Source organism: Lentibacillus sp. Marseille-P4043, from assembly GCF_900258515.1.
Lineage (GTDB): Bacteria > Bacillota > Bacilli > Bacillales > Amphibacillaceae > Lentibacillus_C.
Map to the genome: position 1 here is coordinate 580,036 of NZ_LT984884.1, position 24,983 is coordinate 605,018.

At 36.0% G+C, this 24,983-nt stretch carries 26 protein-coding genes and 3 pseudogenes; 3 read left to right on the plus strand and 26 right to left on the minus strand.

All coding sequences use genetic code 11. The features are described from left to right. Nucleotides 1–273 precede the first annotated feature (273 nt). Nucleotides 274–1,698, minus strand: a complete 1,425-nt coding sequence (locus C8270_RS03050) for an MDR family MFS transporter (protein ID WP_106495363.1) — start codon at nt 1,696–1,698, stop codon at nt 274–276. Nucleotides 1,699–2,153: 455 nt separating this feature from the next. Here C8270_RS03050 and C8270_RS03055 point away from each other — a divergent pair. Continuing rightward, nucleotides 2,154–3,471: pseudogene (locus C8270_RS03055) on the plus strand (IS1380 family transposase). 183 nt (nt 3,472–3,654) lie between these two features. Beyond that, a complete protein-coding gene (locus C8270_RS03060) occupies nt 3,655–4,257 on the plus strand; it encodes an MFS transporter (RefSeq protein WP_106495368.1) in 603 nt (200 codons plus the stop codon). A gap of 649 nt (nt 4,258–4,906) precedes the next feature. Here the strand turns inward: C8270_RS03060 and C8270_RS03065 are convergent. The 8 genes and pseudogenes from C8270_RS03065 to C8270_RS03100 all read right to left on the minus strand — a co-directional run bounded on the left by C8270_RS03065 (nt 4,907) and on the right by C8270_RS03100 (nt 14,571). Beyond that, the gene (locus tag C8270_RS03065; protein WP_106495371.1) at nt 4,907–7,042 is read right to left on the minus strand and encodes an FUSC family protein; all 2,136 of its coding nucleotides are present in this window, start codon (nt 7,040–7,042) and stop codon (nt 4,907–4,909) included. A 419-nt stretch (nt 7,043–7,461) separates the two neighbouring features. Further along, nucleotides 7,462–7,878 (minus strand): MarR family winged helix-turn-helix transcriptional regulator, encoded by a 417-nt coding sequence (locus C8270_RS03070; protein WP_106495373.1) that lies wholly within the window; start codon nt 7,876–7,878, stop codon nt 7,462–7,464. Nucleotides 7,879–8,501: 623 nt separating this feature from the next. Then, a pseudogene (locus C8270_RS20795) lies at nt 8,502–9,235 on the minus strand (SDR family NAD(P)-dependent oxidoreductase). Nucleotides 9,236–9,588: 353 nt separating this feature from the next. Continuing rightward, nucleotides 9,589–10,593 carry an LLM class flavin-dependent oxidoreductase gene (locus tag C8270_RS03085; protein WP_106495380.1) on the minus strand — a complete coding sequence of 335 codons (1,005 nt, stop codon included), beginning with the start codon at nt 10,591–10,593 and terminating at the stop codon, nt 9,589–9,591. A gap of 91 nt (nt 10,594–10,684) precedes the next feature. Beyond that, entirely contained in the window at nt 10,685–11,104 is a 420-nt protein-coding gene (locus C8270_RS03090) for a MarR family winged helix-turn-helix transcriptional regulator (protein WP_106495382.1), read from the minus strand. Between the two features lie 968 nt (nt 11,105–12,072). Further along, a complete protein-coding gene (locus C8270_RS03095) occupies nt 12,073–13,569 on the minus strand; it encodes a Tn7-like element transposition protein TnsE (RefSeq protein ID WP_106495385.1) in 1,497 nt (498 codons plus the stop codon). Between the two features lie 37 nt (nt 13,570–13,606). Then, nucleotides 13,607–13,735: a hypothetical protein gene (locus tag C8270_RS20610; protein ID WP_267894828.1), complete on the minus strand. Its 129-nt coding sequence runs from the start codon at nt 13,733–13,735 to the stop codon at nt 13,607–13,609. Further along, a pseudogene (locus tag C8270_RS03100) lies at nt 13,732–14,571 on the minus strand (TnsA endonuclease N-terminal domain-containing protein). Before C8270_RS03100 ends, C8270_RS20610 begins: the two are co-directional and overlap by 4 nt. A gap of 477 nt (nt 14,572–15,048) precedes the next feature. Between C8270_RS03100 and C8270_RS03105 the strand changes: the two are divergent. Further along, nucleotides 15,049–15,375: a YnfA family protein gene (locus C8270_RS03105; protein WP_106495387.1), complete on the plus strand. Its 327-nt coding sequence runs from the start codon at nt 15,049–15,051 to the stop codon at nt 15,373–15,375. A gap of 1,738 nt (nt 15,376–17,113) precedes the next feature. Here the strand turns inward: C8270_RS03105 and fosM are convergent. The 17 genes from fosM to C8270_RS03190 form a co-directional block, all read right to left on the minus strand. Beyond that, nucleotides 17,114–17,536 (minus strand): FosM family fosfomycin resistance protein, encoded by a 423-nt coding sequence (gene fosM, locus C8270_RS03110; protein WP_071396634.1) that lies wholly within the window; start codon nt 17,534–17,536, stop codon nt 17,114–17,116. Nucleotides 17,537–17,614: 78 nt separating this feature from the next. After that, on the minus strand, nt 17,615–17,983 hold the full coding sequence (locus C8270_RS03115; RefSeq protein WP_071396635.1) for a nuclear transport factor 2 family protein: 369 nt from the start codon (nt 17,981–17,983) through the stop codon (nt 17,615–17,617). A 172-nt stretch (nt 17,984–18,155) separates the two neighbouring features. Then, nucleotides 18,156–18,338, minus strand: coding sequence for a hypothetical protein (locus C8270_RS03120; protein WP_071396636.1), 183 nt, complete (start codon nt 18,336–18,338; stop codon nt 18,156–18,158). Nucleotides 18,339–18,424: 86 nt separating this feature from the next. Next, nucleotides 18,425–18,934, minus strand: coding sequence for a GrpB family protein (locus C8270_RS03125; RefSeq protein WP_071396637.1), 510 nt, complete (start codon nt 18,932–18,934; stop codon nt 18,425–18,427). Between the two features lie 118 nt (nt 18,935–19,052). After that, nucleotides 19,053–19,460 (minus strand): NUDIX hydrolase, encoded by a 408-nt coding sequence (locus C8270_RS03130; RefSeq protein ID WP_071396638.1) that lies wholly within the window; start codon nt 19,458–19,460, stop codon nt 19,053–19,055. Nucleotides 19,461–19,580: 120 nt separating this feature from the next. Continuing rightward, nucleotides 19,581–20,150 (minus strand): nucleotidyltransferase family protein, encoded by a 570-nt coding sequence (locus C8270_RS03135; RefSeq protein WP_071396639.1) that lies wholly within the window; start codon nt 20,148–20,150, stop codon nt 19,581–19,583. 76 nt (nt 20,151–20,226) lie between these two features. After that, nucleotides 20,227–20,724, minus strand: a complete 498-nt coding sequence (dfrG, locus tag C8270_RS03140) for a trimethoprim-resistant dihydrofolate reductase DfrG (RefSeq protein ID WP_000868795.1) — start codon at nt 20,722–20,724, stop codon at nt 20,227–20,229. A 126-nt stretch (nt 20,725–20,850) separates the two neighbouring features. Further along, a complete protein-coding gene (locus C8270_RS03145; RefSeq protein ID WP_071396640.1) occupies nt 20,851–21,210 on the minus strand; it encodes a hypothetical protein in 360 nt (119 codons plus the stop codon). Nucleotides 21,211–21,473: 263 nt separating this feature from the next. After that, entirely contained in the window at nt 21,474–21,974 is a 501-nt protein-coding gene (locus C8270_RS03150) for a hypothetical protein (protein WP_071396641.1), read from the minus strand. 1 nt (nt 21,975) lies between these two features. After that, nucleotides 21,976–22,221: a hypothetical protein gene (locus C8270_RS03155; protein ID WP_071396642.1), complete on the minus strand. Its 246-nt coding sequence runs from the start codon at nt 22,219–22,221 to the stop codon at nt 21,976–21,978. Between the two features lie 40 nt (nt 22,222–22,261). Further along, nucleotides 22,262–22,705 carry a hypothetical protein gene (locus tag C8270_RS03160; protein WP_071396643.1) on the minus strand — a complete coding sequence of 148 codons (444 nt, stop codon included), beginning with the start codon at nt 22,703–22,705 and terminating at the stop codon, nt 22,262–22,264. Beyond that, nucleotides 22,702–22,920, minus strand: coding sequence for a hypothetical protein (locus C8270_RS03165; RefSeq protein ID WP_071396644.1), 219 nt, complete (start codon nt 22,918–22,920; stop codon nt 22,702–22,704). Before C8270_RS03165 ends, C8270_RS03160 begins: the two co-directional genes overlap by 4 nt. A gap of 278 nt (nt 22,921–23,198) precedes the next feature. Then, nucleotides 23,199–23,462: a hypothetical protein gene (locus tag C8270_RS03170; protein WP_071396645.1), complete on the minus strand. Its 264-nt coding sequence runs from the start codon at nt 23,460–23,462 to the stop codon at nt 23,199–23,201. 45 nt (nt 23,463–23,507) lie between these two features. Next, nucleotides 23,508–23,705: a hypothetical protein gene (locus C8270_RS03175; protein WP_071396646.1), complete on the minus strand. Its 198-nt coding sequence runs from the start codon at nt 23,703–23,705 to the stop codon at nt 23,508–23,510. Nucleotides 23,706–23,751: 46 nt separating this feature from the next. Continuing rightward, nucleotides 23,752–23,967, minus strand: a complete 216-nt coding sequence (locus C8270_RS03180; RefSeq protein WP_071396647.1) for a hypothetical protein — start codon at nt 23,965–23,967, stop codon at nt 23,752–23,754. A 152-nt stretch (nt 23,968–24,119) separates the two neighbouring features. Next, nucleotides 24,120–24,470 carry a hypothetical protein gene (locus C8270_RS03185; RefSeq protein ID WP_071396648.1) on the minus strand — a complete coding sequence of 117 codons (351 nt, stop codon included), beginning with the start codon at nt 24,468–24,470 and terminating at the stop codon, nt 24,120–24,122. A 53-nt stretch (nt 24,471–24,523) separates the two neighbouring features. Next, the gene (locus C8270_RS03190; RefSeq protein ID WP_071396649.1) at nt 24,524–24,958 is read right to left on the minus strand and encodes a hypothetical protein; all 435 of its coding nucleotides are present in this window, start codon (nt 24,956–24,958) and stop codon (nt 24,524–24,526) included. Between the last annotated feature and the right edge of the window lie 25 nt (nt 24,959–24,983).

The window sequence follows — 24,983 nt, forward strand, 5'->3', positions numbered from 1 at the left end:
AATACTGAAATAAAAATAACCTCCTAAGGCATCTTACCCACAGAGGTTATTTTAATCAAACTTTATTATAAATCATCAATCTATTTACAAAATATCAATCTTTATTTTAAATCGACAAAACTTTATACTTTTGAATAAAGTTTTAATCCAGAGAGATGTATTGGCCCAATAAAAATCTCCTTTTGACGTCATCCTCTGGTTTCAAACTTTACCGAGTATTTCTATTCACAGCGAAGAATATCTTCATGAAAAAATCGAGTAACATTTCACTTCTTAACGGTTTTTTAGACCCACTGACTTGTCTGCTTCCTCCGGAGGGTAGGTTTTCTTTATAAAAAAGGATAAAATAACCGCAACAAAAGAAAGAACAGTGATCACCATGAAGGCAACATTCACGCCATGTATCATCGGCTTTAAAATCGCTGGATCCTGCTTTGCCGCTTCTCCTGTCGTGGTCATGACGGTTACAATAATCGCTGTTCCAATTGAAGCAGAGACCTGGCGCATCGTATTATTCATCGCTGTCCCATGTGCGATTAACCGCTTTGGCAATTGATTTAATCCAGCCGTTGTCACGGGCATCATCACCATCGACAATCCAAACATTCGGATCGAATAATAAATAGTCAGATAAGCAAACGAAGTAGAAGTCGTCAGGGTTGCAAATGGCAGCGTCGTGACAGCCATGATGGTTAATCCCGTAATTGCCAACCATTTAGCACCAATTTTATCAAAAATACGCCCTGTGATCGGTGACATCAACCCCATGACAAGTGCCCCAGGTAAAATGGCCAATCCAGACTCCATCGCTGTAAAGTCCCGCATATTTTGCATATAAAGCGGGATCAATGTTTCAATCCCAATGAGACCCATAAATGCGAGCATCCCGATACCAGTCGTCAATGTGAAAATAAAATATTTAAATACCCTGAATTCCAGCATCGGATGGTCAAGCCGCAGCTGCCTTACAATAAACAGAACCAAAGCAATCACACCTGTTGTTAAGGTAAGAATGGTCACAAAATTTCCCCAGCCGAAATTTCCTGCACAGGTAAAGCCATAAAGCAGTCCGCCGAACCCAAATGAGGATAGAATAATTGATAAGATATCGACTTTCGGACGGGTCAGTTCTGTAACATTTTTCATGGCACGCACAGCAAGACCAATCAGCAAAAGGGCAATAGGCAAAATGACAAAGAACATAACACGCCAAGAATAGGCATTGATGAGCCATCCGGACAGGGCAGGCCCAATAGCTGGAGCAAACTGGATAACGAGGCCTACCAGTCCCATTGCTGCACCACGCTTATGAATCGGATAAATTAACAAAAAGACAGTTTGCATTAGTGGCATCATAATTCCAGCACCCGCTGACTGCACAATCCGTCCAAGTAACAGAACACCAAAGTTTGGCGCAACCCCTGCAATCAACGTTCCAAAGGCAAAAATGCTCATTGCAGAAATAAAGAGCTGCCGTGTTGTAAAGCGTTCAATTAAGAAGGCTGTAACGGGGATCATCACACCATTAACGAGCATAAAAACGGTTGTTAACCACTGGCCTGTATTCGCGCTGATATGCATTTCTTTCATAATTGGAGGAATCGCCGTAATCATCGTCGTCTGGTTTAGAATTGAAATAAATGCTCCTGCCAATAGCAAGGCAACAATTGTCTTTCTGTTATATGTTTGGGATGTCATTCATACCTACCTCATTCTTTCTATAATTAAAAATATTTTATTATGGCAATTTGTCTATCATAACCTGTTTGTTATCCATTTGAAAGCAAGGAGCATCGTTTTCCAATTTTTTAATAAGTAAGGTGTCTTAAGCCTGAGTGTGTTTGGTGTTGCTAAATAAAGTTTAAATAAAATCCAACTTTAAGCCTTATACCAGCAGTAATTAAAAAACCATTATTTTGAAAGAAAGATTAATCAAAATAATGGTTTTCTGTTTGATTAAACAATAATTTTTTATAATAGAATGAATTTCATAATTACTCCTGAATTATTCATAGAAATTTTTTGATCACTTAATAATACTTGTCTAACAAGTAATTCAGCCAAATTGTTCATGCATCAAATAAATGAAAAAAGAATCCATTTCTGCTAGAGTTAAAAGTACGACCAAATAACCTACAGAAAGGATTCTTATAATGGCTACTTTACCGCAATTAACACTAGATTTCAATCGTCAAATTAAATTATCAAATGATGGAGGTTCCCTATCTTCTGATACGGGCGAATTCCTTTTTAGGGAATTCGATGAAAAAGTGGAATTCTCTCAGACCCTTGCTAAACATCTCCATTTAAATGATGATAGAAAATACTATTTTCATTCGAATGAAAATTTACTCCGTCAAAAGATTTATCAAAACATTGCTGGTTATGATGAGGATGACGATGCTGATCAACTGACGAATGATCCTGTTTTCACAAAAATCATTGGTACAAATTCTTTGGCATCTCAACCAAGTTTATCTCGCTTTTACACTCGATTTGATGAAAAGTCCATTGAACAATTAAATCAAGCGAATCAAGAAATTTTAGATAAAATGCATCAATCTCGAGAATCAAAAGCACTCATCATTGACCTAGACTCAACTCATGCAGATACGTATGGTGAACAGGAATCCGCATCTTATAATACCCATTATGGGACAGTAGGTTTCCACCCATTGGTTGCTTTTGACGGCATAACACGCGATTTTCTAAAAGCTAAACTACGACCAGGAAATGTTTATACTTCCAATGGTGTTGTAGATTTTGTGAAACCATTAATCAAGCACTACAATGATAAATACCCAGAAACCATACCATTCTTACGTGGGGACAGTGGCTTTGCCGTCCCAGCTTTGTATGACTTATGTAAAAAAGAGTCCGTTTATTACGTCATTCGTCTGAAATCCAATGCCATTTTGCAGCGACTTGCAGATGAACTTCATCCTTCAACTGTGCCGTCTGATGTTTCCAAAACAGAAATCTATTTTGAGGAAACAGTATATCAAGCTAAGTCATGGTCCAAGCCAAGAAAGGTAATCATCCAATCTGTACGCCCGACAGGTGAATTATTTTTTACACATTCATTCTTTGTCACAAACTTAATAGATGCGTTCTCTCCAAAAGATATCATTCGCACTTACCAAAAGAGGGGTACAATGGAAAACTATATCAAGGAAGCCAAAAATGGTTTCTATTTGGATAAGATGAACAGCCACTCTTTTCAAGTAAATGAAGCCAAAATGATGGTAAGTCTATTAGCGTACAACCTAACAAACTGGCTGCGCACACTTTGCTTTCCAGAACCACAAAAAACAATGCAAATTGAGACCATACGGACCAGAATCATTAAAGTTGCTAGTAAATTGGTGAAATCAGGACGATCATTCTACTTTAAATTGTCCTCTAGTTTTGTGTACCAAGAATTCTTCTGGAAGGTTCTCCAAAGAAATTCAGCGTCTAAAGTTAGAATAAGTCAACCTAAATACCTATTTTCTTTACCTTGATATAGACCAAGGGAGTGGTCTGTCAAAAAGCAGGAATTTTCTAGTGTTCTTCGTTGTGTTTCATGATTTTTATCGAGAATCATTGGCTTTCCTGCGTAGCTAAAGTAAAAATCCTTAGTTTTGAGTTTCAATTCACACAGCACTTGGAAGTATGAATAATTCAGGTATATTATTGTTTTCTATTATGAATCAAATAACAAATTATATCGCAGTAAGACTAGATCAAGAATTCCCAATAACGCAAATCAATTTATGGAAATTCAACGATATCTATATAGATGGTCTAAGAATGGTGTCAATCATTAATCTTGAGAACACAATTGTTGTATTAGTTATATCTGTTATGTCTATAAAACTATTAAAAAAATATAATTCTGATTCTATATTTTATTTAGGAATAATATTATTTGTGGGAGGAATTTCTGTCATCACCATCAGTAACTCTTTCTGGGTGATTTTAGTTGCAGCTTTAATTTTTTCTGTAGGGGAATTGCTATATGTTCCAATGAGGCAAACGCTATTAGCTGATATAGTAAATGAACAAGCAAGAAGTTCGTATATGGCCATTAATAGCCTCTCTATACAAATGGGAAGAATAAGTGGGTCTCTCGGAATAATTCTAGGAGCAATAATTGGTTCTTGGGGTATGTCGGTTTTATACATAGTCTTGGGTATCGCCACTATTCTTCTCTTCAATAGATCTTTGAAGTTGTACAAGTATCATAAATCAAAACACAAAGTGAGTAATTTATAAAATCATAACATTAGAAATTGTTTAGATCGAAAATAACACTAGTGTTGGTTTAAAATAAAGTTTGATTAGAAACACCTCACAAACTCGCAACTTACCATTAACAAGAGGAATCCACTTTTTAAAAAAAGATTGATCAAAATGGATTCCTTCTTTGTGAAACAATAAATAATTTTTATAAAAAAGTTTAATCATTTTCTACGTAAGTTATTCGACGATTGCGCCCTTTCCTGGAATATTCCTCAAATAATGGGAGGCTTAAAGCATTTGATAAAGAGTTGATAAGGTAAATGAATCCGTTCAGAGAATTCCTTTTGATATTCTGTACTTTGAGTGCTTACACCAGATACCTTCGTATTTAATTTTTGTAATTCCTAAAAATGATCTCAAATAGAACAAGCCTATGGTGTACATCCCTAGCTCCTAGGATTTCCCATTAAGGGGTAAAAATATAAATCAAGTCTCCCCATTATCTTTGAAGGATCTACATTTTCGCCAGTTGTAGAAATCAATTCGACGGATGGTATTTCTTTACCTTTCAAATGATTACATGCGCTATCATCCTGAGGTACAGGAGTAAGCAGCTAGAAAGTCTCTTGTAAAGGCTGGACCTCCTAGCCTTTCTAAGGCATAGACTCGGCGAGGATGAACATCATAAAATAGGGCTCTTGCTTTCATTTTCCACATCATTATCAGTAGTTGAAGCCATTTCCCATACGTTCATCTTTTGATTAAAGAGATGAATTATATCATCTAAATTCCTATCTGGATTCTTATCCATAATCTCTAAAGCATTCATGATATTTACATCCATCTCAAGTTTTTGCTTATGATGCCCTGAGGAAGCAAGATGTTTTACATAATCATTAAATACCGTAAGAACAGTTATATTTTCATTTATATCTGTACGCGTTAAGATCTTCTTCCATCTTTTTGCCGAATTAGCCTCACTTTTTATGTGATAAAGTTTCTGATCTAACAGTAGTGCTTTATCCGCATATACATGCGAATGGTCTGGAGAAGCCAAACGATTTTTATACATGTCAACAAATTCTTTAACATCTTGCAAATAGCCGTCCATCGAGTGTTTTATTTTATCAGTTGTTCGATGTGGCAAGATAAAGGAAGCTGCGGAAGTACCTAACAATACGCCAATAATGGTATCAAATGTTCGTAAGAGTAATACTTGTTCAATACCAGGCACATTGATTAATAGAAAAGCGGTGGTAAGTAACATCGTTATCCAAAAGATAAAAACGGCATATGATAAGGCCATTAAATAATAAGCCATAAAAATGCTAAACATCAATAAAATTCCTGTAATATATGGACTTCCGTCAACAAATTGTGCAACGATGATTCCAACAATCGCTCCAAATATCGTACCACTCAATCTTTCCGACGCTTTTGCAATCGTTCTACCTCTCGTTTCCGTACCTAAAATGATCATATTAACAACCAATACAATCCAATATGGATAGTCAGGTGATAAGAGGTGGCCTAAAACAATAGCTACTGCACTGGCAAATGCAGCTTGTAATCCCTTTTTGGTTGAAGGTGCCAACGTCTTTGCACCTTGCCTTCTTCCTAATGACTCTTGTTCTGATCCAGGTATATTTCTCTTTCGTGCAGCAAGCTTCGGCAGATCTTTTTCGATATATTTCTGATGGATGCTGGTCATTCCATCCAATACATTCCGATTAGCCTGCACCACCCGGCGCAGTACATATAATGCTCTTTCTTCAGTCTCGTTTTCTACTTTGGATAATCCAGACGCTTTTAATACGACACTTAATTTATTAACTGCAGATTTTAGATCTTCAAACGGAACCTCTTCCACTGATTCCAGCATTTCTATTGCTCTTAATGATTTTGCAATTTGTAATAATATAGGCCGGACACTTTCTGACGTGGATTTTTCTAAATCCTGCATGTTTTCAAAGGCAGTGGAGAGTTGCTCGATTAATATATTGGTGTTAAAGATATAGGTTCGCAGCTCATTCATGTTGACCCAAGCCCAGACTTTATTAGGGTCATAACGTTTAAATAAGCTTACTACTGTTCTTGTATATTCGTGGAGAATGTAAATACTCCGTTTATTCTCTTTGTAAGTCGACTTTTTACTTTGAACCGATTCTATCATTTGATGTAACACTAGATTTGCCTGTATATGATAAGATGACATGCTGCGCTTCAGCTGTTTACCTAATTGTTCCTTCGAAAGAACAAAATTAACCAGATACGCTGAAGCTGTCGCTGTAAAAATTCCCGCATAGCACCATAGCAATTGAGAAAGTGTTACTTCCTGCATATACATTAAGGAAAAATAAAAGGACAAGAAACTAATTAAACCAAGGGTAAAGTATCTCCCACCAAACTTCTGTAAATAAAAAGCAATGAATATAATCAGCACAAATATAAAATCTGCTACATGGTGGCCTATCAATGTAGCACCCGCTGCGACTGTTACTGCCAATGCGCTGGCTAGAGGAAATAAATACGTTGTTATCTTCCTCGCTTTTTCTGTAAGATCATTAACGATTACATTAGCCTGTAGTGCAACTAGTCCAGTTAACATTACTGGAATTAGGTTTGTTTCCGAAGCGGTTTGAAGAAGGATAAGCATCGTAAAACAAGCAATAAAGACCGTCAATACAATATTCACCGCAAAACGCAATCTTACTAATCCTGGATCAGCTGCAGTCAATCGCTTTTGCCAGTAATGTAAATTCATTCTAATTTTGTTTTTAACCAACACTGTAATTGAAGTCTCTCCTTTTTTAACCATTTCGACATGTTCCGTGGTCTTTTGTGCAGTTTTTCTGCTTTTCCACTCTTATGCCCCATAGGGTTAGGCTAAATTATATAACCCGGCAATTAGTTGGTAAGATTTGATTCCAATCTTCCCCCCTCCGTAACGCCAGACTGTACACTTAATTGGTCTAATTATTTTTTACATAAGCGGGACTACCAATAATTTGCAGTTCAATTTGAAGCGCTTTTGGCAGTTTCAAAGTTTTGCCTCTTTCTGCGTTTCAGAAAAGCTGCTTTCTGTATTACTCCGGATAACTCTTCCCTTTCATTTTCTTCGGTGATAACATATTAATTAGCAAGCTAACTAAATGGTTATAAGGTATATTGTACCATGTTATTCAGAAACGCTTATTTATATACATCGTAGTATCAGACAAATACTTCCTTTACTTTTCAAGAAATATTCTTGACCATTTGTTTCATCAGCCGGCGCAACAATAAGCGTTCTTCTGGTAAAATCCCTTCCAGCAAATTTTCTTGCTGCGTTTCCCAAATTTTATTCACAGGCGCTTGCAATTCCTTACCTTCAGAAGTTAAATAGACTTTGCTTACTCTGGCATCTTCACCATCACGTTGACGAAAAATTAAACCGTTCTGTTCCAAGCTTTTTACCATATTCGTTACTGTAGGAGCCTCGCATCCCATTCGTTCTCTCAGCTGATTCTGTGTGACCCCTTCCTCTCTCCAAAGCTCGCTTAAAGCGTGATCTTGACCCACATGAATATTAAATTGACGAAAAGAAGCAGCGTAATTGCGTCTTGTTCGTGAACATATTTTATTGAGAAGTACCCGAATATCATCTTCGATCATGTACAACCCTACTTTCTAATTTACTTAACAAGCTAACTATATTCCACTTTCTCGCTCCAGTCAAACCAATTGTTTTTACTTTCTTTATTGTTTATGTAGCAAGTACGTTGGTTTCACGCCCATGTACTGTTCCCATTCTCCCCTACTCTCTTCTGTTTGTATGAAAGATCTTCACTTATTCATTTCGATTCCACTTTCCTATATACGAGCTCGCTGCTCCCAATACACTTAAACCTGATTCTTATTCGGATTCGTCACCCTTGAAACTTCGGGTTTTCTTTCACCTCTCAAAAAACTGTTGGCAAGACCATCGACGGGTGATCTTGCCAACTAGGGTTACTTTATAATCGGGTCAGATAAAGGAATAAGTGCAATGAAAAATCAAATATATTCACAGCAACCTTTGTTTATTAGAATGTCTTTGTGCGCATCCGTTGATACAATTGTTCAATTTAATAATTCCTCACACTACTTTATCGGTCCTCACCGACAATACCCAATGTAATTAAATAAATTCCTTGAAGTCGGAGACAGCATATTAGGGATATTGAAAATTAAGGAGTTCAGCAATCATTCCTATTTAAAATTCAAAACTACTAAATAATCCTTAAATCTCAGATTGTTTATTTCCTTACCGAGACATCACTAGGCCACCATTGACAGAAATGATTTGACCAGTAATAAAGCACCATAACAGGTGCAAAGTCACGCGTTGCATCCCCGAGCTTTCCGCCAAGCGGGATTGCTGAGTAGAGTTCTTGGCCTGCTTCGCCTCCAGCGCCGGTCATAGGCGTAGCGATTGCTGGCACGACAGAATTCGCTCGGATGCCGTAACGGGCCCACTCTCCAGCGATTGTACGATTCCAAGCCATCACCCCACCCTTAGATGCAGAGTATGCTCCTAACAATGGCATCGGTGACAAACCGGCATCCGACCCGAAGTTAAGAATGGTACCCCCAATGTGGCGCATGGTTTTGAAAGCGGTCTGGTTTGTGATAATCGTCCCGCGCAATTGATATCCAATATAAAATCAAGGTCTTCATTGGTAAAATCCTCTGCAGCCTTCCGACGCTGTACACCTGCCACGTTTACCAAGACATCGAGCCCATCCATGTCTTCCACTGCTTCAGCAAACGCAGACTCTACTTCGCTGCGGTCAGAAACATTCGCATGATAAAATTTAGCATTCCCCGAACCTTGGCTGTTTGCCTGCTCTGCAGCTTGCTGACCTAACTCGTCTTTAATATCCATCAAGGCAACGGTTGCTCCCTCAGAGACAAAGGCTTGGACCGTTTCATAACCCATGCCCTGGGATCCCCCTGTTACTATAATCTTTTTTCCCTCTAATTCCTTCATTAGAAATACCTATTCCGGGCCTGTCTACCCTTTAAGAAGAAATAATGACAACTCGAATAGGGTTTTCCATTTTTTCGTTTAAATAACAAAGTGCAGTATTGACTCCTTCTAGTGGAAATCTATGTGTAATCGATTTTTTACATTCAGTTTGCCAGTTGCAACAAGCTCGACTAATTTTTCAATGGCTTGTTTTGTGAACCCATAGGAACCTACAGGGAAAGCTGTTTCTCTAAATTTAGTTAGCCTGCTAATTTTTTATTAAAACAAATTTGCCTTGGTTAAGATATAAAACGACTATCAAGTGACAGAGGGTCGTTTATATCAACAAGACCTGTAAAACAAACGTCACAGATTTAGAACCAGAGATCAGCAAGCAATTTCATCGACCGAAACTTGTCTTCCGGGTCATACGCATAGGTCATGACAATCAATTCATCAACACCACTGCGCTCAACGAAGTCTTCAAGTTCCTTACGTACAGTTTCCGGGGAACCGACGGCTTTGACGTTTAGCATGGATTCGGCAAAAGCCCGTTCCTGATCCGATCCCATGTCTTCGGGGGCCACAGGCGGTTGTAATGGACGGCGATTTCCAGTCCTTACATCTAGGATCATCCGCTGTGTTGTGGTCCAAATGCTCTGAGCCTCTTCATCTGTGGGTGCCACGACGACATTGATACCGGCCATGGCATAAGGCTTATCGATGAGTGAGGTTGGTGCTGTTGAATTGAATGACGAGCGATAAAGATCCAGCTTTTTCTCAAAATCATCCGGGCTGAAATGTGTAGCAAGAGAAAAAGGCAATCCCAATTGGCCAGCAATGGAAGCACCATTCACACTTGAACCCAAAACCCACATCGGTACTTTGGTGCCAGTCCCTACGCCTGAAGTCACTCCGGGTACGCTGTGTGCTTGACCTTCATCACTGAACCATCCGATGAGATCATAGATGGAATTTGCAAAATCCTGCGGTTCAGCACCAGATCGACTAAGAAGCTGAGCTGTTAATCCGTCTGTTCCTGGTGCCCTCCCTAAACCAAGATCAATTCTGTTAGGAAACATCTGTGCAAGAGTGCCGAAATCCTCAGCAACTTGCAAAGGTGCATGGTTAGGCAACATAATGCCACCTGAGCCTACTCGAATTCGATCCGTCATCGCTGCAGCACGAGTGATCAGTACCGAAGTTGCCATGGATGCCAAATACGTGCCATTGTGATGCTCTGCAAACCACATTCTCTTATAGCCGAGTTTATCTGCCAGCTGAGCTGTCTCCATGGATGCGTCAATGGCATCGCTGACTGTTCTTCCTTCAGAGACACTGACAAGATCAAGCACGTTCAATGGTATATGTTTTGTCATTTCAATCACCCCTATATATTTTTTCTATTGATACAACAATTGGTTTTAAACTCGACTTTTGCAGTGAATAAATTGGCTAAACTATCAAGCTTTATTTAGAAATATTTTCAACCATTTGTTGCAAAAGACGATGCAGCAGTAAGCGTTCCTCGGGCAATATGTCATCCAACATTTTTTCTTGCTCATTTCTTAAAACTTCTTGAACGGGTTGCTGCAATGCGCGCCCTTCAGAGGTTAAATAAACCCTGCTCACCCTGCCATCTTCGCCACCACGCTGTCGAGAAATCAAGCCGTTGTCTTCAAGCTTCTTGATCATATTCGTTACAGTAAGAGGTTCACAACCCATGCGTTCACTCAGCTGACTCTGTGTAACGCCCTCTCCCTTCCAAAGTTCACGTAATGCATGATCTTGACCCACGTAAACATTGAATGGGCGCAATGAACTGGAATAACTTCGTCGTCTTCGGGCACATAACTTATCAAGAAGCTCACGAATATCATCGGCTACCATAAGCAGCTTTCAATAATATTTGGTTAGCAAGCTAAATATATCGCAATTCTTTATTTACGTCAAATAATGCCCTTTTTTAGATAATGGAAGAGTCCGAAAGTATCAAAATCATTGCCATCCCCTATTTCAGATACAAGCTAGAAGACCATTTTTGAAAATATGTTGATTTATATATTCATCTTAGAAGTGGGGTGTTTCCTTTTAAGAGTATACATATCAAATTTGTAAAATAATAACAGTAAATGATCTCAGGAGATGAAATATTGAAACATACGCTAATACCTATTTTTATTACATTATTGCAGCAATTCTTCTGGGGCAATTGGAGACATTGGAAGAAAATATTACCCAACAATTTTGTTTGTCATGTTATTGGATCTTTTTGCAAGCACCTTAATGTACAGACTTTCACTCTGGAAATTTGAGGGGTCAATCATTATACCCAATGATACCTTAACCGAACTATTTGCTTGCTTTTGTTGTAATCCCAATGACTGTATTGATCTTTCTTACAAATCTCCCAAAAAAGTGGACACCACAGTCGGCCACTGTGGGCATAGTTGGTGGGGATACTGTTGTATATGGTAACTTAAAATTGAACCACAATGACAATTGAAAATATGAAATGATTTTTCATCGCAAATTTAAATTATTTAGTAGCCGAATAACCCAAAATCCAACCTTTCATATTCTACAATATGGCCGATTGTTGAATTGTCACAATCCCAATTTAAACGCCATTCTCGTTTTTTTCATTAAATGGCCTATTTGCGTATACCCTTAGGCAACCTCCATAGATGAGGCATATCCAAGGGGGGTTAAAACTTCGCAACTATTTTCAACACATCGGGACTTTGTTTTAAATATCACATCTTTTCTTTTCAAGGGCACAGTATACCCCATTATTATTATCAAATGGAAATCGCAGTAGTAAAGTAAACTCTTTGAAGTAAAAGGTACAAGCTACATTATGAAAATTTACTTAACAAAATCGCAGCCCTATGTTGAATCCCTTTACTACTATGTTTAGCTTTTATTATTTTAATTCCTTGAGATTCTAAGTATGCTAATGACTTACTAGTCCAAGTGCCACTAGCATTTACAAGGTTTATGAGTAAATTATGATAAATTGTATTCCAATCTTGTTTCGAAGGAAAAGATAAAATAAGAGTAGATAAGGAACGGTTCTCGCGTTCCACCTCAATAACATTAAAGCGACCGCCACGCGTCATATATACTTCAGCAATAACATAACGCCTTTTTGTAACCCCATCGCTAAGCTTTGTAAACTTTCGTTCTCCTAGCCCTTCTGGTAACACATCGGTAAACGCCCGAATTACTTTCACCTCAGGATATTGCTCCAGCACCTTCAAAACATTAATAAAATCTTGTAATTCCCCCTGAGCCTTAATTTCGTGTAACATTTGATGCTCCAACCCTCTTGCTAGTTCCTGACCGCCGCTATCCGCTGTGGAACGAATGGAATCATTGTCACCATAGTACCTTTTTGTATTTTCATCCTCTTCTAATCGTTGCTTGAAGGTCCCGCGTTTGATCCGTTCGACTCTTGGGAATGAGGTATATTCATGGCTTAATTGATTCATGTGCACAAAGTCAAAATCCTCCGTGGATCCATCTACCTGTTCATCTAATGTAAAACCTTCTTCATCCTTGTTTTTATTTATTGAGCGATATGTATATTTTTTCGCTTCCTTCGAATTTTCTTTATCTTGGATTTCCGGATGTGAAATCGAGATATTTTCATATGGAATATGCTTGTTCTTTACATTCACAATTTGTAATACCGTCCATGTGTTATTGTTCTCCTTCACGCGAGCAGTTATCGTGATTGGTTGTGTGAAATTCCATTCAAATCTCAATGTCTTTTCCTGTAACCATGAGAAGGCAAGACTTTCATAGACCTGACGCAAATCGCGATTCGTTAATAACCAAATCAATTGATATAGGAATGCTCTTTTGGTGTATTTCAATTCATACAGTGATGAAAAACTAAGATGAATTTTATTTGGTGCATATGTTTCAGTGAAGAACTGCGGAAATGAATTGGATTCAAATAAACGATATAAAAGAAAGCCATTTGGTGCTAATATACTGCGCAACACTTCAATCACTGGCAGAATAACAGTTTCGCCGTCATTGTTGAATATAAAACTTCGGGAAGTTGCAGAATCATTATTTCCTTGGATTTTCCAAGGTCTTTCGTAATATCTGGGACTGTCCGGATAAATAGTAATATCCACTTCTTGTGCTCCTTGGGGTGGCTGACTTGTGGTAATGACACCATCACTATAATAATGTTGGATAGCCAAGCAAGGTAACGTACCCCAGTCCAATAGTACCTTCTTTGTAACTCCCTTTGATTGAAAATACGCATACAGCATAATTTTATTATCATAACGAAAAGGATCTCCAACCCAAATCAGCCTTGCTTTTTCTGCGTCCATATTTTCTAAACAATATTGCTGAATAATCGACCAACCCTCATTCCTTTTTTGGCATCGAACTAATTGCATCAATATCGACGATAAACACATGGGACTCTTCCACTTCGATGATACGAATCCGTTTAGAATCCACTGCATATTGAAAAACTTGATTAATATAAATCATCCATATTTCACCTTCTTTAAGCTACTTTCATCAATATACTTAATTTCAATTGAGTGCTCTAGATTTAGTGGCTTTTGCATATCAATGACAATAATTTTTCTAGCAAGCAGATGATAAAGGAGTGTAACACCACTACCAATTTGAAGGTGTGTATCTAAATCAAATTCATTCGTAATGGTTCTTATACTTATTGAACTATCTAGCAATCTATTTAACAAAGACATTGCTAAATCCTCAATATGTTGTGGGCTAAGTTGTTGAAACACATCGTAATCATTGATCTTGTAATAATCATGGATATAGCTAATATTTCTCGCCATGGTCTTATTAATCTCCTCCTCTGTTACAATCCCCCAACCAACACCTTTACGCTCCCAATATTCCCGTTCAATTTCAAATTTCTCTAACACACGTTCTTCTAGTAGCTTATCTTTCATTTTGATAGTATGAGCAACTTCAAATACGCCTTGTCCCTTGTTAACAGTTAATAAAAAATCTGTTGTCATTACAATAGGTTCACCTGTTTTCGGATCAGATGGGTGTTTAATTCCAAGCTCTTCCGCAATGACAATAGTCTCTTCTTATGGTAATAAAGGAAATTGTTCTCGAATATCTAATACAACATCGGAAAATTCAGTCATATAAAAATAGTTTCGTTCCAAATCAGATAAAAATTCATGTTGTCTTCCGGTTTTTATACCTTTTAATCTCGTTGACCGACCTAATGATGAAACATCTTGAATATTTAGCCATGGCTTATAGTCTACTCCACTGCCGGTTCCCCTACCTTCTTTAATCCACTTATCGACTTTAGATATTCTTTTTCGTTTGGACATAAAAACACCCCTTTAGACAAAAATATCCAAAGGGGTAAAACGGTGCAACTTTTTTATAAACAGTTAATCTTTTTTATAAACGGTCGAACTTTTTTACAAACGGTTAAACTTTATTTCAAAGTGTTAAATTAGAATAAAGTTTGCAGAAACGAGTAAATACGTCCATCCCTTGCCATATATAGCCTCAAAGGCATTACCCAACTTATTTCATGAGAATAAAGTTTGCACAAAGATTTGCTCGTTTTAAGTCAGAAATGAAATCAATAAATAATAAAGATAAGAATAAAGTTTGCTTAAACATAGAGGAGAGATCACCAAACAAAGAGAGTAACCTAAACCTCATGAAGGCACCTTACGGTGACACCTGAACCAAAACCGATTCTTGACTTCTGATTGTTATAGGGTAATGCAGTTCTTTACTACCCTTGGAATACGGTATAATTGCCATGTTAATTAGTTATCAAGGGTGGGCATTAAATGATTTACACAATTGTATTGTTTATATTTGCTGGATTTGCAGAGATTGGTGGAGGTTATCTTATCTGGCTATGGTTAAGAGAAGGTAAGCCATTTTATTGGGGTGCTTTCGGAGGACTAGCCTTAGCGTTATATGGTATTATTGCCACATTTCAAACATTCCCATCATTCGGCAGAGTATATGCTGCCTATGGAGGAGTATTTATTGTTCTTTCTGTATTGTGGGGATGGGGGATTGATAAAAGAACACCTGATTTATACGATTGGATAGGTGCTGGTATATGTTTAGTGGGTGTTTCAGTAATGTTATTTGCACCTCGCCAATAAAGTAAAAAGACAAGAATACATTGAAGGGAAATCAACTAACGAAGGTGTATCCCGAACCGTGTAGGTGTGAGTTTGAAAGAAGGTCTTACGATGTCCACTATCCTCCTAAATCCCTTTTCCCTCTTACTCTTTTTCATTTTTCTAAAATGGAACTAATTTTTAATAAGTAGAGTTATGTATTTGGGAGACAGGCTTTTCTGTTTATTTTCACCTTTATCAAATAAAATAGAACCGAGAAGAGGTATCGTAGATACATTTCCCCGATTCGTTAGACTAATACATCAGCCTAATACATAGTTGGCTCCCTCTTCCCCTGCCTTGGACAGTTACTTAATGTATAAGAGAGTTGTAAACTTGCAGATACAGATAATCCATTAGTATACCTTACGGTTTCCCTTGTACCACCACAATTCACCTACTTACCACATGACCTATGCCTAATCATTTATTTATATATTTATTTATTTTTTATGGGCGAGTGCTTCTTTATGAAGCATGTTATACACTTCTGGACGTGGGTTTCCCTTGATTGAGTTGGTTTGAATGCTCTTCAGAGAAAAAGGGGGACGTCCCTTGTGTTGTACTTATGCAGGGATTATCCTCCCCGTAAGGGTAAGCCTGATCCTCTCAGGGAACCTCGTTAAGACTCAGTTTTATATAAAAAAGCCCTGTAATTATATCCATACTCTGGATACACTCAGGGGGCTCTGTATAAACTTTTTTCTTTATAAACAGATTTTTTCCCATACTTCAAACTTCAGTTTGGTTTGACACCCACATATAATGAACACATTTTAAAAGCAATACCACAATCAACATGCATCCTTATCCATTATTTTCACCTTTGGCTGTGAAAGTAATTCTAAAACCTTCTCCAAATAAAAAAACCGAGAAAAGATATCCTAGATACGTTCCCGATTCGATAGTCTATATATCAGACTCATACATAGACTGGCTCCCACTTCCCTTTTTTGAAAAATCATTTTCAGATTGTAAGTGGGGGATAAGTGAGACTGACACTTTATTAACAGAAGTTACATAGGAGACAATAAGAAACCTTACGGTTCACCAATACCACCCAGTTCCCTTGTGATATCCCCGTATAGACTTGGCTGTCATACAGTGGTATCCCATGCTCTGGACAAACAAGAACCCCCGATACCTGATGACTCCTCTTACATGACCAATCCCTTATTATTTATATAAATTTATTTCATAGGAGAAACCACTTGAAGCATTTTACACGTTACAGGGTGTGGGCATTCGTTCATTGAATTAGTTTCGGGTCTGTATACCTTTAGAGAGACATAGGGACATTCCTTTCACCCTACTTACTCAAGGGTTACTCTTCCCGTAAGGGAATTCCCTACAGATACCTCATTATGGCCATAAATCCACATAAAAAACCCCGTTTATACATCCATATACTGGATACACTCACGGGGCTTTATGCAAACTTTATTCTTCTTATGCAGACTTTTTTCTTATTCTGCAAACTTTATTTTGTTTTAACATAGTTACAANCCATAAATCCACATAAAAAACCCCGTTTATACATCCATATACTGGATACACTCACGGGGCTTTATGCAAACTTTATTCTTCTTATGCAGACTTTTTTCTTATTCTGCAAACTTTATTTTGTTTTAACATAGTTACAAAAACGGTTAGGTAATTTAAAAGAAATTAATCTACTAAAATTGTTTAATTCACCGTTTTCTTGAAGCAGGAAATTCTTTTAATCGAAAAACTCCATATGTGTTTTTTCTTGCTTATAGTAATCCAATCTATCTTGTAAAGTACCTGTATGGAACTCAAATTTATGACCGTCTGGGTCAGTAAAGTAAATAGATTTTTTATCTCTGACATCTCTCGGACGACCTGATAAGATGTTTATGTTCAATTCCTTTAGTCTATCGTACATTTTATCAAACTCAGTGTCTTCAATTGAAAATGCTATATGTGTGTATGATTGGTTTATTTCATTACGAGGTATATCTTTTTCAACATTCAGAGCCAGCCACATTCCATTCAAATCAAAATATGCGGTGCTTCTACCTTTAACTAACAATTTAGCATCAAAAACATTTTTGTAAAACTCGATAGAATTATCTAAGTTAGAAACTGAAAATAAAAAATGATTAAGCCCTTTTATCGACACTGTATCACCTCAACTTTTTTAAGAAATAAGGGAATCCCTATTGTTGAAGATTAGCCCCCGTTAATTAAATAAAACAATTTACTGTGAGTTTGATTTAGTAACAGTCCCTTGATGAAAAAACATTTGCCATCTACCATCTATATATTTCCAAATTGAACTTCGCAAAGTGTCCTGCTTTCGTGTTTCATCTCTTACTCGGTATGTAGTTAACACAGCCTCCGAGGATAAAGGATGAATTTCAAAATCATGAAGTGACAATTCTCGTACTCCTACTCCACCCTCACCAACACAATCTTTTTTGTATATAACAATACCTGAACTTCCAAATTCAAAAAAATTATCTGCCAACAATCTATATAGTTCCTCACTTGATGTACGAATTTCAGGATTTAAATGACTTTCCTCCAGTTCTTTCAAATGACTTTTAAGGTTTGGTTCATTTATCATTTTATAGTAGCCACCTTTCCCTGCAAAATAGAATTAAAGTTAATAATTCACTATAAGTAGTCAATTAACCTTCTTGAAGTAAACTGCTCCAATAGCACAAGAAGCGACTGCCTTGTTCTGCAATCACCCCTGTTGAATAAAAGCACTGGTTTGCCTTCCTTTAACTTAATAACTATTTTTTCCCTTGGTGCATTAAGTTCAATTGAAAGAAAATTCCACTTAATAAAGCAACTATCATTCCTAACATTACAGCATAACCTGTAAATACTTCATTCCCATACAAAACACTACAAATAACTATTCCACCAACTCCACCAACAACCATTAGTAATAACCAAGCAAATAAAAATGCCATTTTATCCCCCCGTACATATATTTATATGTTTTATTTTTATCATTTTAATTAAAGTATCTGCTTCGATAGCACAAGAAAGTTTATGACTATTCTTCTTTCGCTTTTTGCAATACTTTTTTTATAAAAGGGGCTTTATTCTCTGTATAAGCAACTCTGTCAAAGCGATAATTTCTTGCCAAATCAATTTTTAGTTGGTGGTATTCTCTCATAACATCAGGATTATTTCTTAAATAATCTCTAAACAAAATTTGATTGTTCCAATGCTCCCCTTCAAACTGATAAAAATGTAAATGATGTGTACCTGCTCTCCATTTTCCCTTCCTAAAGAAGCGTCTTTCTGGAAACTCTTTATGGTAGACAAATTCATATCCTATTTGTTTTAAAGGCTCGATAAATTCGTTAACTACCTCCAAATCATTTACTCCAATAGCAATATCTAAAATCGGTTTAGCCACTAACCCTTCAATAGAGGTACTTCCTATGTGTTCAATAGATATAACCTTTTCAGATAGTATTTCCTTTAGTTTAAATTTTTCATTTTCATATTGTTTCGACCAATTTGGGTGCCACTCTTCAATTGTTATTTCCTTATCCATACTCCCCCCTAACTTCAATAAAAAAGTTTTTATTGAACAGGCCTACTTCTTTAACATAGGAGTGACTGTAGTGTTCTGCAATCTTCACCCGTAGTTCAACATCACTATTTAATATTCATTATTTTTGTAATATGTATCTGGCTCCAGATGTTCTAATTAATTTGGATACTCCTTCAGGATGATAAGGCATTAATCTATCTGCCTCCTCCAAATCTACCCATTCAACTTTAAGAATATTTTCCTCTGTTGGAATTTCTTCAGGTGATTTCAGAACTTGACCCTGAAAGGTAATAAAATACACATGATTTTCATTAATAAATGCTTCATTAACTGCAATAATATCGCTAACTGTAACATCATAACCTGTTTCTTCTTTAACTTCTCTAATGGCTGCTTCTTTTAGAGTTTCTTTTACTTCAACTGCTCCTCCCGGCAAGGACCAAGTTTTATTCCTATTTAGTACCATTAAAACCTTATTAGTATTCTCATCAAATAAAAGTGTATATGCTACATCAACACGCTTCAAATTTCATACCTCTTTTCTCCAAAGAATTATTTTATTTTTTCTTGTTAAACTTTCCTGCCATTAGCGAAAGAAGCGACTGCTCTTGTTCTGCAATCGCCACCATTAGTTGAATATCGAAGTTTATATTTGATGAATGATTAACTTACTCCAAGTCGCCTTCCAATCCTTTTTTAAAATACGCTGATTGTAAATAGATGCAAGGTCTTTGTTTTCCAAAAAATATGGAGTCGGTTTAACTACCAAATTGACAACATCACTAATCCCATAAGGAGCCGTTAAAATAACTTTATCCCTTTCATCTAACTTTACTCCTAATGCTGTTGCTGTTTCTGGAAATTTTGAAATAGCATCAACAGAAGAAAAGTATGGTTCAACATTATTCCTGAGGTGCATTCTGGCTTCATTCTTAACCGACCAAGGTATGGTTGGTAAAAGAGATTTGAGTTTTTCTTCCAACTTCTTTTCTTCAAATTCATTAAGTTTTGTTGTATCAAAGTAGATCACATCAATATCTGGAATCGGTGTCCTTACACTAAATCCATGTAAAGCATCCCAAACTTTTGACCTAACAAAACCTGCACAAATCCACCAATCTAGTAAGTTTAATGATTTGGCAGTTTTCAATATTTCCATCATCCATTCATCTTCTTCTATAAGAGTAATGATTTCCTCCTCATTAAACACAACAATAAAACTCCTTTTTAGAATAGGTAAGAATAAAATTATTCTTTTTTCAGTTTGGATTCTTCTTTAAGGAATGCACCCGTTAACTCAATAAGTTTTTTCTTTCATATACATGAAAATAGTAGTTATACGGATTTTTATCATTCTTTATCCCTTTTTGGGCAAATACCTCATTCCATTCCTCATAATTCACTTCTGGAAAAAAAGTATCTCCTTCGAATTCATGATGTATTTTTGTGATGTACATTTTCTCAACATAAGGGAAAAACAAATTATAAATCTGTTCTCCTCCGAAAATAAAAATTTCTTCTTCGTTTTTACATAACTCAAAAACATCTTCTATTGAATGAACAATTTCACAACCATTAAAGGTAAACCCCTTATCTCTCGTCAGAATAATATTTCTTCTGTCAGGTAAGGCTCTTCCGATTGATTCAAGGTTCTTCCTACCTAATATTATCGGATGTCCCTTTGTAGTATTTTTAACATATTCCCAGTCCTTGGGAATCCTCCAAGGAATGTCATTCTCTTTGCCAATCACTCTATTCTTATCCATCGCAGCAATCAAAGAAACTTTCATTTATAACACAGCCTTTTTAACTAATTTACCATCTAATTTCTTATTTCTATCAAAAAACCTTTTCTCATTATCCTGCCCGTTAGTAAAAAATCGTTCCTCCCTTATTACTGAAACACTACCTGTTAGTTACATAAGACCTCCATCTTCTAATCCAGTTAAATATGCATTTTTAAATAGTTCATAAAAATAGGAATCCTCACCAAAATAATCTCTGAATCCGTTTAATACTTCTTCTTGGAGTTCTTTGTCAGATTTCCATATAGGCATTGCCCCTAAATCATCTTCAAACTGTCTTTCAATTAGATCAAGAGTATCATCTGAAAAAAAATTCCTATTTTCATCTATCCACGTTAACCATTCAGTTATTATTTCTTTCTCTTGTTTTCGAATAGAAGATTTGCCCTTGTGAATAACTTCCTCTATGTCAGATAGTATAAGCGAAACAAATAACTCGATGGTAAATTCACTAAAATCTCTAATATTCATTAAGATTAACTTCCTCCAGTTCTATCCTTGTTTAAATGCATCCATTAGCGAAATAACAAATCAACGTTTAAGGCAAAAAAATAAGCATTATCCAGTATGACCACAGTTTGAGATAAAAAAGCCCCGTGGCCATAACCATATGCTAGTTACACCCACAAGACTTATGTTACCTTTATTCTTCTTATGTAGACTTTTTCATTCTGCTAACTTTTCTTTCTTTTTGACACAGTCTTTCTCTAATGTTCCTATTAGCGGGAGTTATTTTAGACGTAAGCATTTGAATCAACCTCAATTTTAGGTTCAAAGTGTTTAAGGAGTTTCATTATATTCCTCTGAAGACACTTATCAACTTTCCCCTCCTTTATCACTTGTTTGTATGCTTTAATTTTTTCAATATCATTAAAACAATCTTTGTTTAAATCATAAAAGTCAGTAGGAGTTCTTTCTGTTATTGTACAATATCCTTTATTTAAATAAAGATTTACAACCACTATATTGAATTTTCTTTCAATAAAATACCTCATAATATCTTCATCCAAAAGTGTTAATATGTCATGAATGATTACACTTTTAATACCTTCCGATTCCAATTCGTTTAAATACTTTCGTAAAGTATGTTTGTGATTACTATACTCAAACTTACTTTTGACAAAAATCCCTTTCATCAACGCAGCATTACACTTTATCGCATATTCGTAATCCAACATTTCCTTGTTATCGCTAGGTTGAATATGCATAAAATATCCAGCATTCTTTAATTCCATATTACCGACCTCCTTCGGAAAAGACTACATATTTCTTTAACACTTCAATTCCTTGTTCAAAATCCTCATCTGTTCTAAGGGGAGATGGTAATTCTCTTATTATTTTTTCTGCTATTCTCTGAAACTGAAATTCTACACATAAATTCATAACCCGTTCATTATTTACAATAAATTCAACCATTTTATTTTCATTCGGGATATAATCCAAATAGATTTTACCATCGTAATTAATATTAAATTTTTCCATTAAGAGATCGCCTCCTTTAAGTATGTTAATGCTTGTTTTCTTAAATTCTAAAACGTTTATATCCTTTATAATCTGAATCTGCATTATCATAATAGTTCTTTATTTCCTTTTCTAAATCACTAAAATGATACTTCAGGCTCACATAGGTCGGAATTCCAACAAGTAGACCTAATATGGTTATCAATGCTTCTTCTTCAATATTCATTAGAGTGTTAACTACAAGCATGATGGATAAACATGATAAAAACACAAACCACCTTGTCATTTTTTTGTTTACTTCCCCATGTAGTTTTATTTTTCCAGATAAAACCCCTGCAGCCATTCCTCCAACGTATAAGAGCCATGTTTCCTGTGTCATTTCAATTTCACTGACAAACAGTATAAATGGGTAAGTTATCGTTGTTATGATCATCATTGTAACGATCTTTCCAATTAATAAGACAAACTTAGTGGCTTTTTCCTTTTTAAAACGTGGAGTTTTCAATCTTTCACCTCCCGTTTTTCATTTGCTCTTGTCCAGCGATCTACACTACTGGATACTGAGGATACGATTAACAGAATGAGAAATGTTGTAACAAGATTGGGTTTACTATTTACTATGTAGACTGATGCTAACCCTAATACTGGACCCATAATGATTGAGGATAATGCCATTCCTTTATAGTTCATTTCGGTTATTGTTTTTCGAAGCCAATTCATTTTGTTACCTCCTTCTCTTGCCCATTCATTTAATAAAAACAACTACATTGTTATTTGTGAAAGTATAGCGTGAATTTATTCACCTTCAAGGAATTGAGGACTAGTATTCAAAATAATAGATATCATACGACTTCCAATAAATCCGTCTGTAACACATTCAAAAAATGCGCCAGAATCCACTCCAGTATCATTAATCTTCCCAATGTTCTTCTGTTGGGCATATCGACTTATCATAAAAATTCAATGCCATCTTAAGGCTACCCCAACTTTACCTATGATTAATTCTCATCGCCATCAAGTTCAGTTCTAAGCGAATAATAGTCATCCATATTCTCAATTGTTACATACTCATTAATTAAAGTAAGAACTTCTTCATAACTATTCAAGTTATCATGTTTTAACCGATAATTTAGTTCCTCTAACTTATTAAATTCCTCAATATGTTCAAGAATTGCTTCCGCCTTCCACATAATGTGGTACACATTTCCCTCTGGACCAGACCAATCGATCTTCATTACTGCTTTACTGTATTTAGTTCTCATAGTGTCATCTCCCTTCTTATAAATTGGCAAATAAGTTTTTCAACTTTAAAAGTTAGGCTTAGGAGTGTAACCTGTTACCTGATGCTCAAGTATACGTATTTCTTTAACAATTTGGTGCTCAATGTTTGCTAGAAAATCTTGTTGTTGTTCAGACATTTCAGGCCAAAATCTTTCATATAAGGAGCGAATGATATCCAACTCCTCTTCTAAGTCTTGTAATCTCATATACTTTGTATTAATCATCCCTTCCACCCCCTTTAAATTTAACGAAGATCTTTTGAAACCTTCGTTATAACTCATCACGAGTAAGGAAATCAAATAGATCTTTAATTTCATCTTTGTTTGACTTTTGAAGACTAACCCTTTGAGTAGGAATTCTACAATCCTTTTCACTTATAACTTCGATATCTTCTTTACGATAGATTCTTTCTTTTTTTATCTCACCGTTAAAAACTCTAGTTACTCTTACGTTACCTCGTTCATCATAATCAATTACCTTTACCATTTTATCTCCTCCTTAATTTTGCTCTTTCTGCTGATCGGTACGAAATACTTAAGCAGTATTTATCTTTAAGATTTAGAATTAGGGCATGATAGTCATACTTCATATCAATTTGGCAAATGCATGGTCCTATCCGCCCCTACTGGACTATAACCTTATTTGATACTTTGTCTGTATTTTCTACTTGTTGGCTTCCAACTTACCCTTCTTGCCCATCCATTTTCATAGGCTAAATCTAACCTATCTTCAATTGTTTCTATTACGTTATTCCAAGTTTCATCATCAATCTCACTATAATCCCATTTCCATGCTCCAAAAACCTTAAATAATGGCTCTTTTCCACTAGTAATACCTGTTCCTTTTAAGACCTCTTCAAGAACCAGATTTGGTCTTGGAGCCAGTGGATCGCAGTCAATTAGAATAAATTTGTCCGGTTCTTTTGTTGTTTCTAACTCCGTCACAATTTGAGCATTTCCTTCTGATATCAATTTTTCAAGTGGATTCATTTTTTACTCTCCTTTGTTTCTTATTTTTATTTTTCTAACAAACTAGATATTTTTTATATCGAACTAACTTTTGCCTCTGCTGTTAATAACTCTGCTTTAAACAAATTTTCTACCGCCAGTGGAATTTTTGTTGTAGTCGCTTCTTCTAACCAGATTTTTTTTAGAAGTTTTGGTTTCATAAGATAATCCCCCTGAATGACTCTAAAGGTGACATCTTTACTTATAAATAAATCTAGAATATTAGAGTTTGCAACATGTACAGGAGATATTATTAATACAGTTGACTTCTTTTTCAGTCTAGAAAAATACTTATCATTCATACTTTTATCCTCAAAATTTGAAATTGCGCAACCATTAACAATCTTAAGGTTGTTGTTCTCAGCAAATATATCCACCATCATGGTGTATTCAAAAAATTCCTCAGTAGAATTCCTTGTTCTCCCTAGAATTGTCTCCGGTAATAATGTGAAAAATGTTACGTTTTTCATAAAGTATCATCTCCTTGAATAGTTT

Coding starts and splice junctions, on each gene's coding strand:
- C8270_RS03060 (WP_106495368.1), top strand. CDS start 3,655: ATGAATAATTCAGGTATATTATTGTTTTCTATTATGAATCAAATAACA.
- C8270_RS03180 (WP_071396647.1), bottom strand. CDS start 23,967: ATGGTAAAGGTAATTGATTATGATGAACGAGGTAACGTAAGAGTAACT.
- C8270_RS03190 (WP_071396649.1), bottom strand. CDS start 24,958: ATGAAAAACGTAACATTTTTCACATTATTACCGGAGACAATTCTAGGG.
- C8270_RS03150 (WP_071396641.1), bottom strand. CDS start 21,974: ATGGAATTAAAGAATGCTGGATATTTTATGCATATTCAACCTAGCGAT.
- C8270_RS03105 (WP_106495387.1), top strand. CDS start 15,049: ATGATTTACACAATTGTATTGTTTATATTTGCTGGATTTGCAGAGATT.
- dfrG (WP_000868795.1), bottom strand. CDS start 20,724: ATGAAAGTTTCTTTGATTGCTGCGATGGATAAGAATAGAGTGATTGGC.
- C8270_RS20610 (WP_267894828.1), bottom strand. CDS start 13,735: ATGATTTATATTAATCAAGTTTTTCAATATGCAGTGGATTCTAAACGG.
- C8270_RS03165 (WP_071396644.1), bottom strand. CDS start 22,920: ATGAATTGGCTTCGAAAAACAATAACCGAAATGAACTATAAAGGAATG.
- C8270_RS03145 (WP_071396640.1), bottom strand. CDS start 21,210: ATGAATATTAGAGATTTTAGTGAATTTACCATCGAGTTATTTGTTTCG.
- C8270_RS03090 (WP_106495382.1), bottom strand. CDS start 11,104: ATGGTAGCCGATGATATTCGTGAGCTTCTTGATAAGTTATGTGCCCGA.
- C8270_RS03065 (WP_106495371.1), bottom strand. CDS start 7,042: ATGGTTAAAAAAGGAGAGACTTCAATTACAGTGTTGGTTAAAAACAAA.
- C8270_RS03070 (WP_106495373.1), bottom strand. CDS start 7,878: ATGATCGAAGATGATATTCGGGTACTTCTCAATAAAATATGTTCACGA.
- C8270_RS03185 (WP_071396648.1), bottom strand. CDS start 24,470: ATGAATCCACTTGAAAAATTGATATCAGAAGGAAATGCTCAAATTGTG.
- C8270_RS03175 (WP_071396646.1), bottom strand. CDS start 23,705: ATGATTAATACAAAGTATATGAGATTACAAGACTTAGAAGAGGAGTTG.
- C8270_RS03170 (WP_071396645.1), bottom strand. CDS start 23,462: ATGAGAACTAAATACAGTAAAGCAGTAATGAAGATCGATTGGTCTGGT.
- C8270_RS03115 (WP_071396635.1), bottom strand. CDS start 17,983: ATGATAAATGAACCAAACCTTAAAAGTCATTTGAAAGAACTGGAGGAA.
- C8270_RS03095 (WP_106495385.1), bottom strand. CDS start 13,569: ATGGACGCAGAAAAAGCAAGGCTGATTTGGGTTGGAGATCCTTTTCGT.
- C8270_RS03085 (WP_106495380.1), bottom strand. CDS start 10,593: ATGACAAAACATATACCATTGAACGTGCTTGATCTTGTCAGTGTCTCT.
- C8270_RS03155 (WP_071396642.1), bottom strand. CDS start 22,221: ATGGAAAAATTTAATATTAATTACGATGGTAAAATCTATTTGGATTAT.
- C8270_RS03120 (WP_071396636.1), bottom strand. CDS start 18,338: ATGGCATTTTTATTTGCTTGGTTATTACTAATGGTTGTTGGTGGAGTT.
- C8270_RS03050 (WP_106495363.1), bottom strand. CDS start 1,698: ATGACATCCCAAACATATAACAGAAAGACAATTGTTGCCTTGCTATTG.
- C8270_RS03125 (WP_071396637.1), bottom strand. CDS start 18,934: ATGGATAAGGAAATAACAATTGAAGAGTGGCACCCAAATTGGTCGAAA.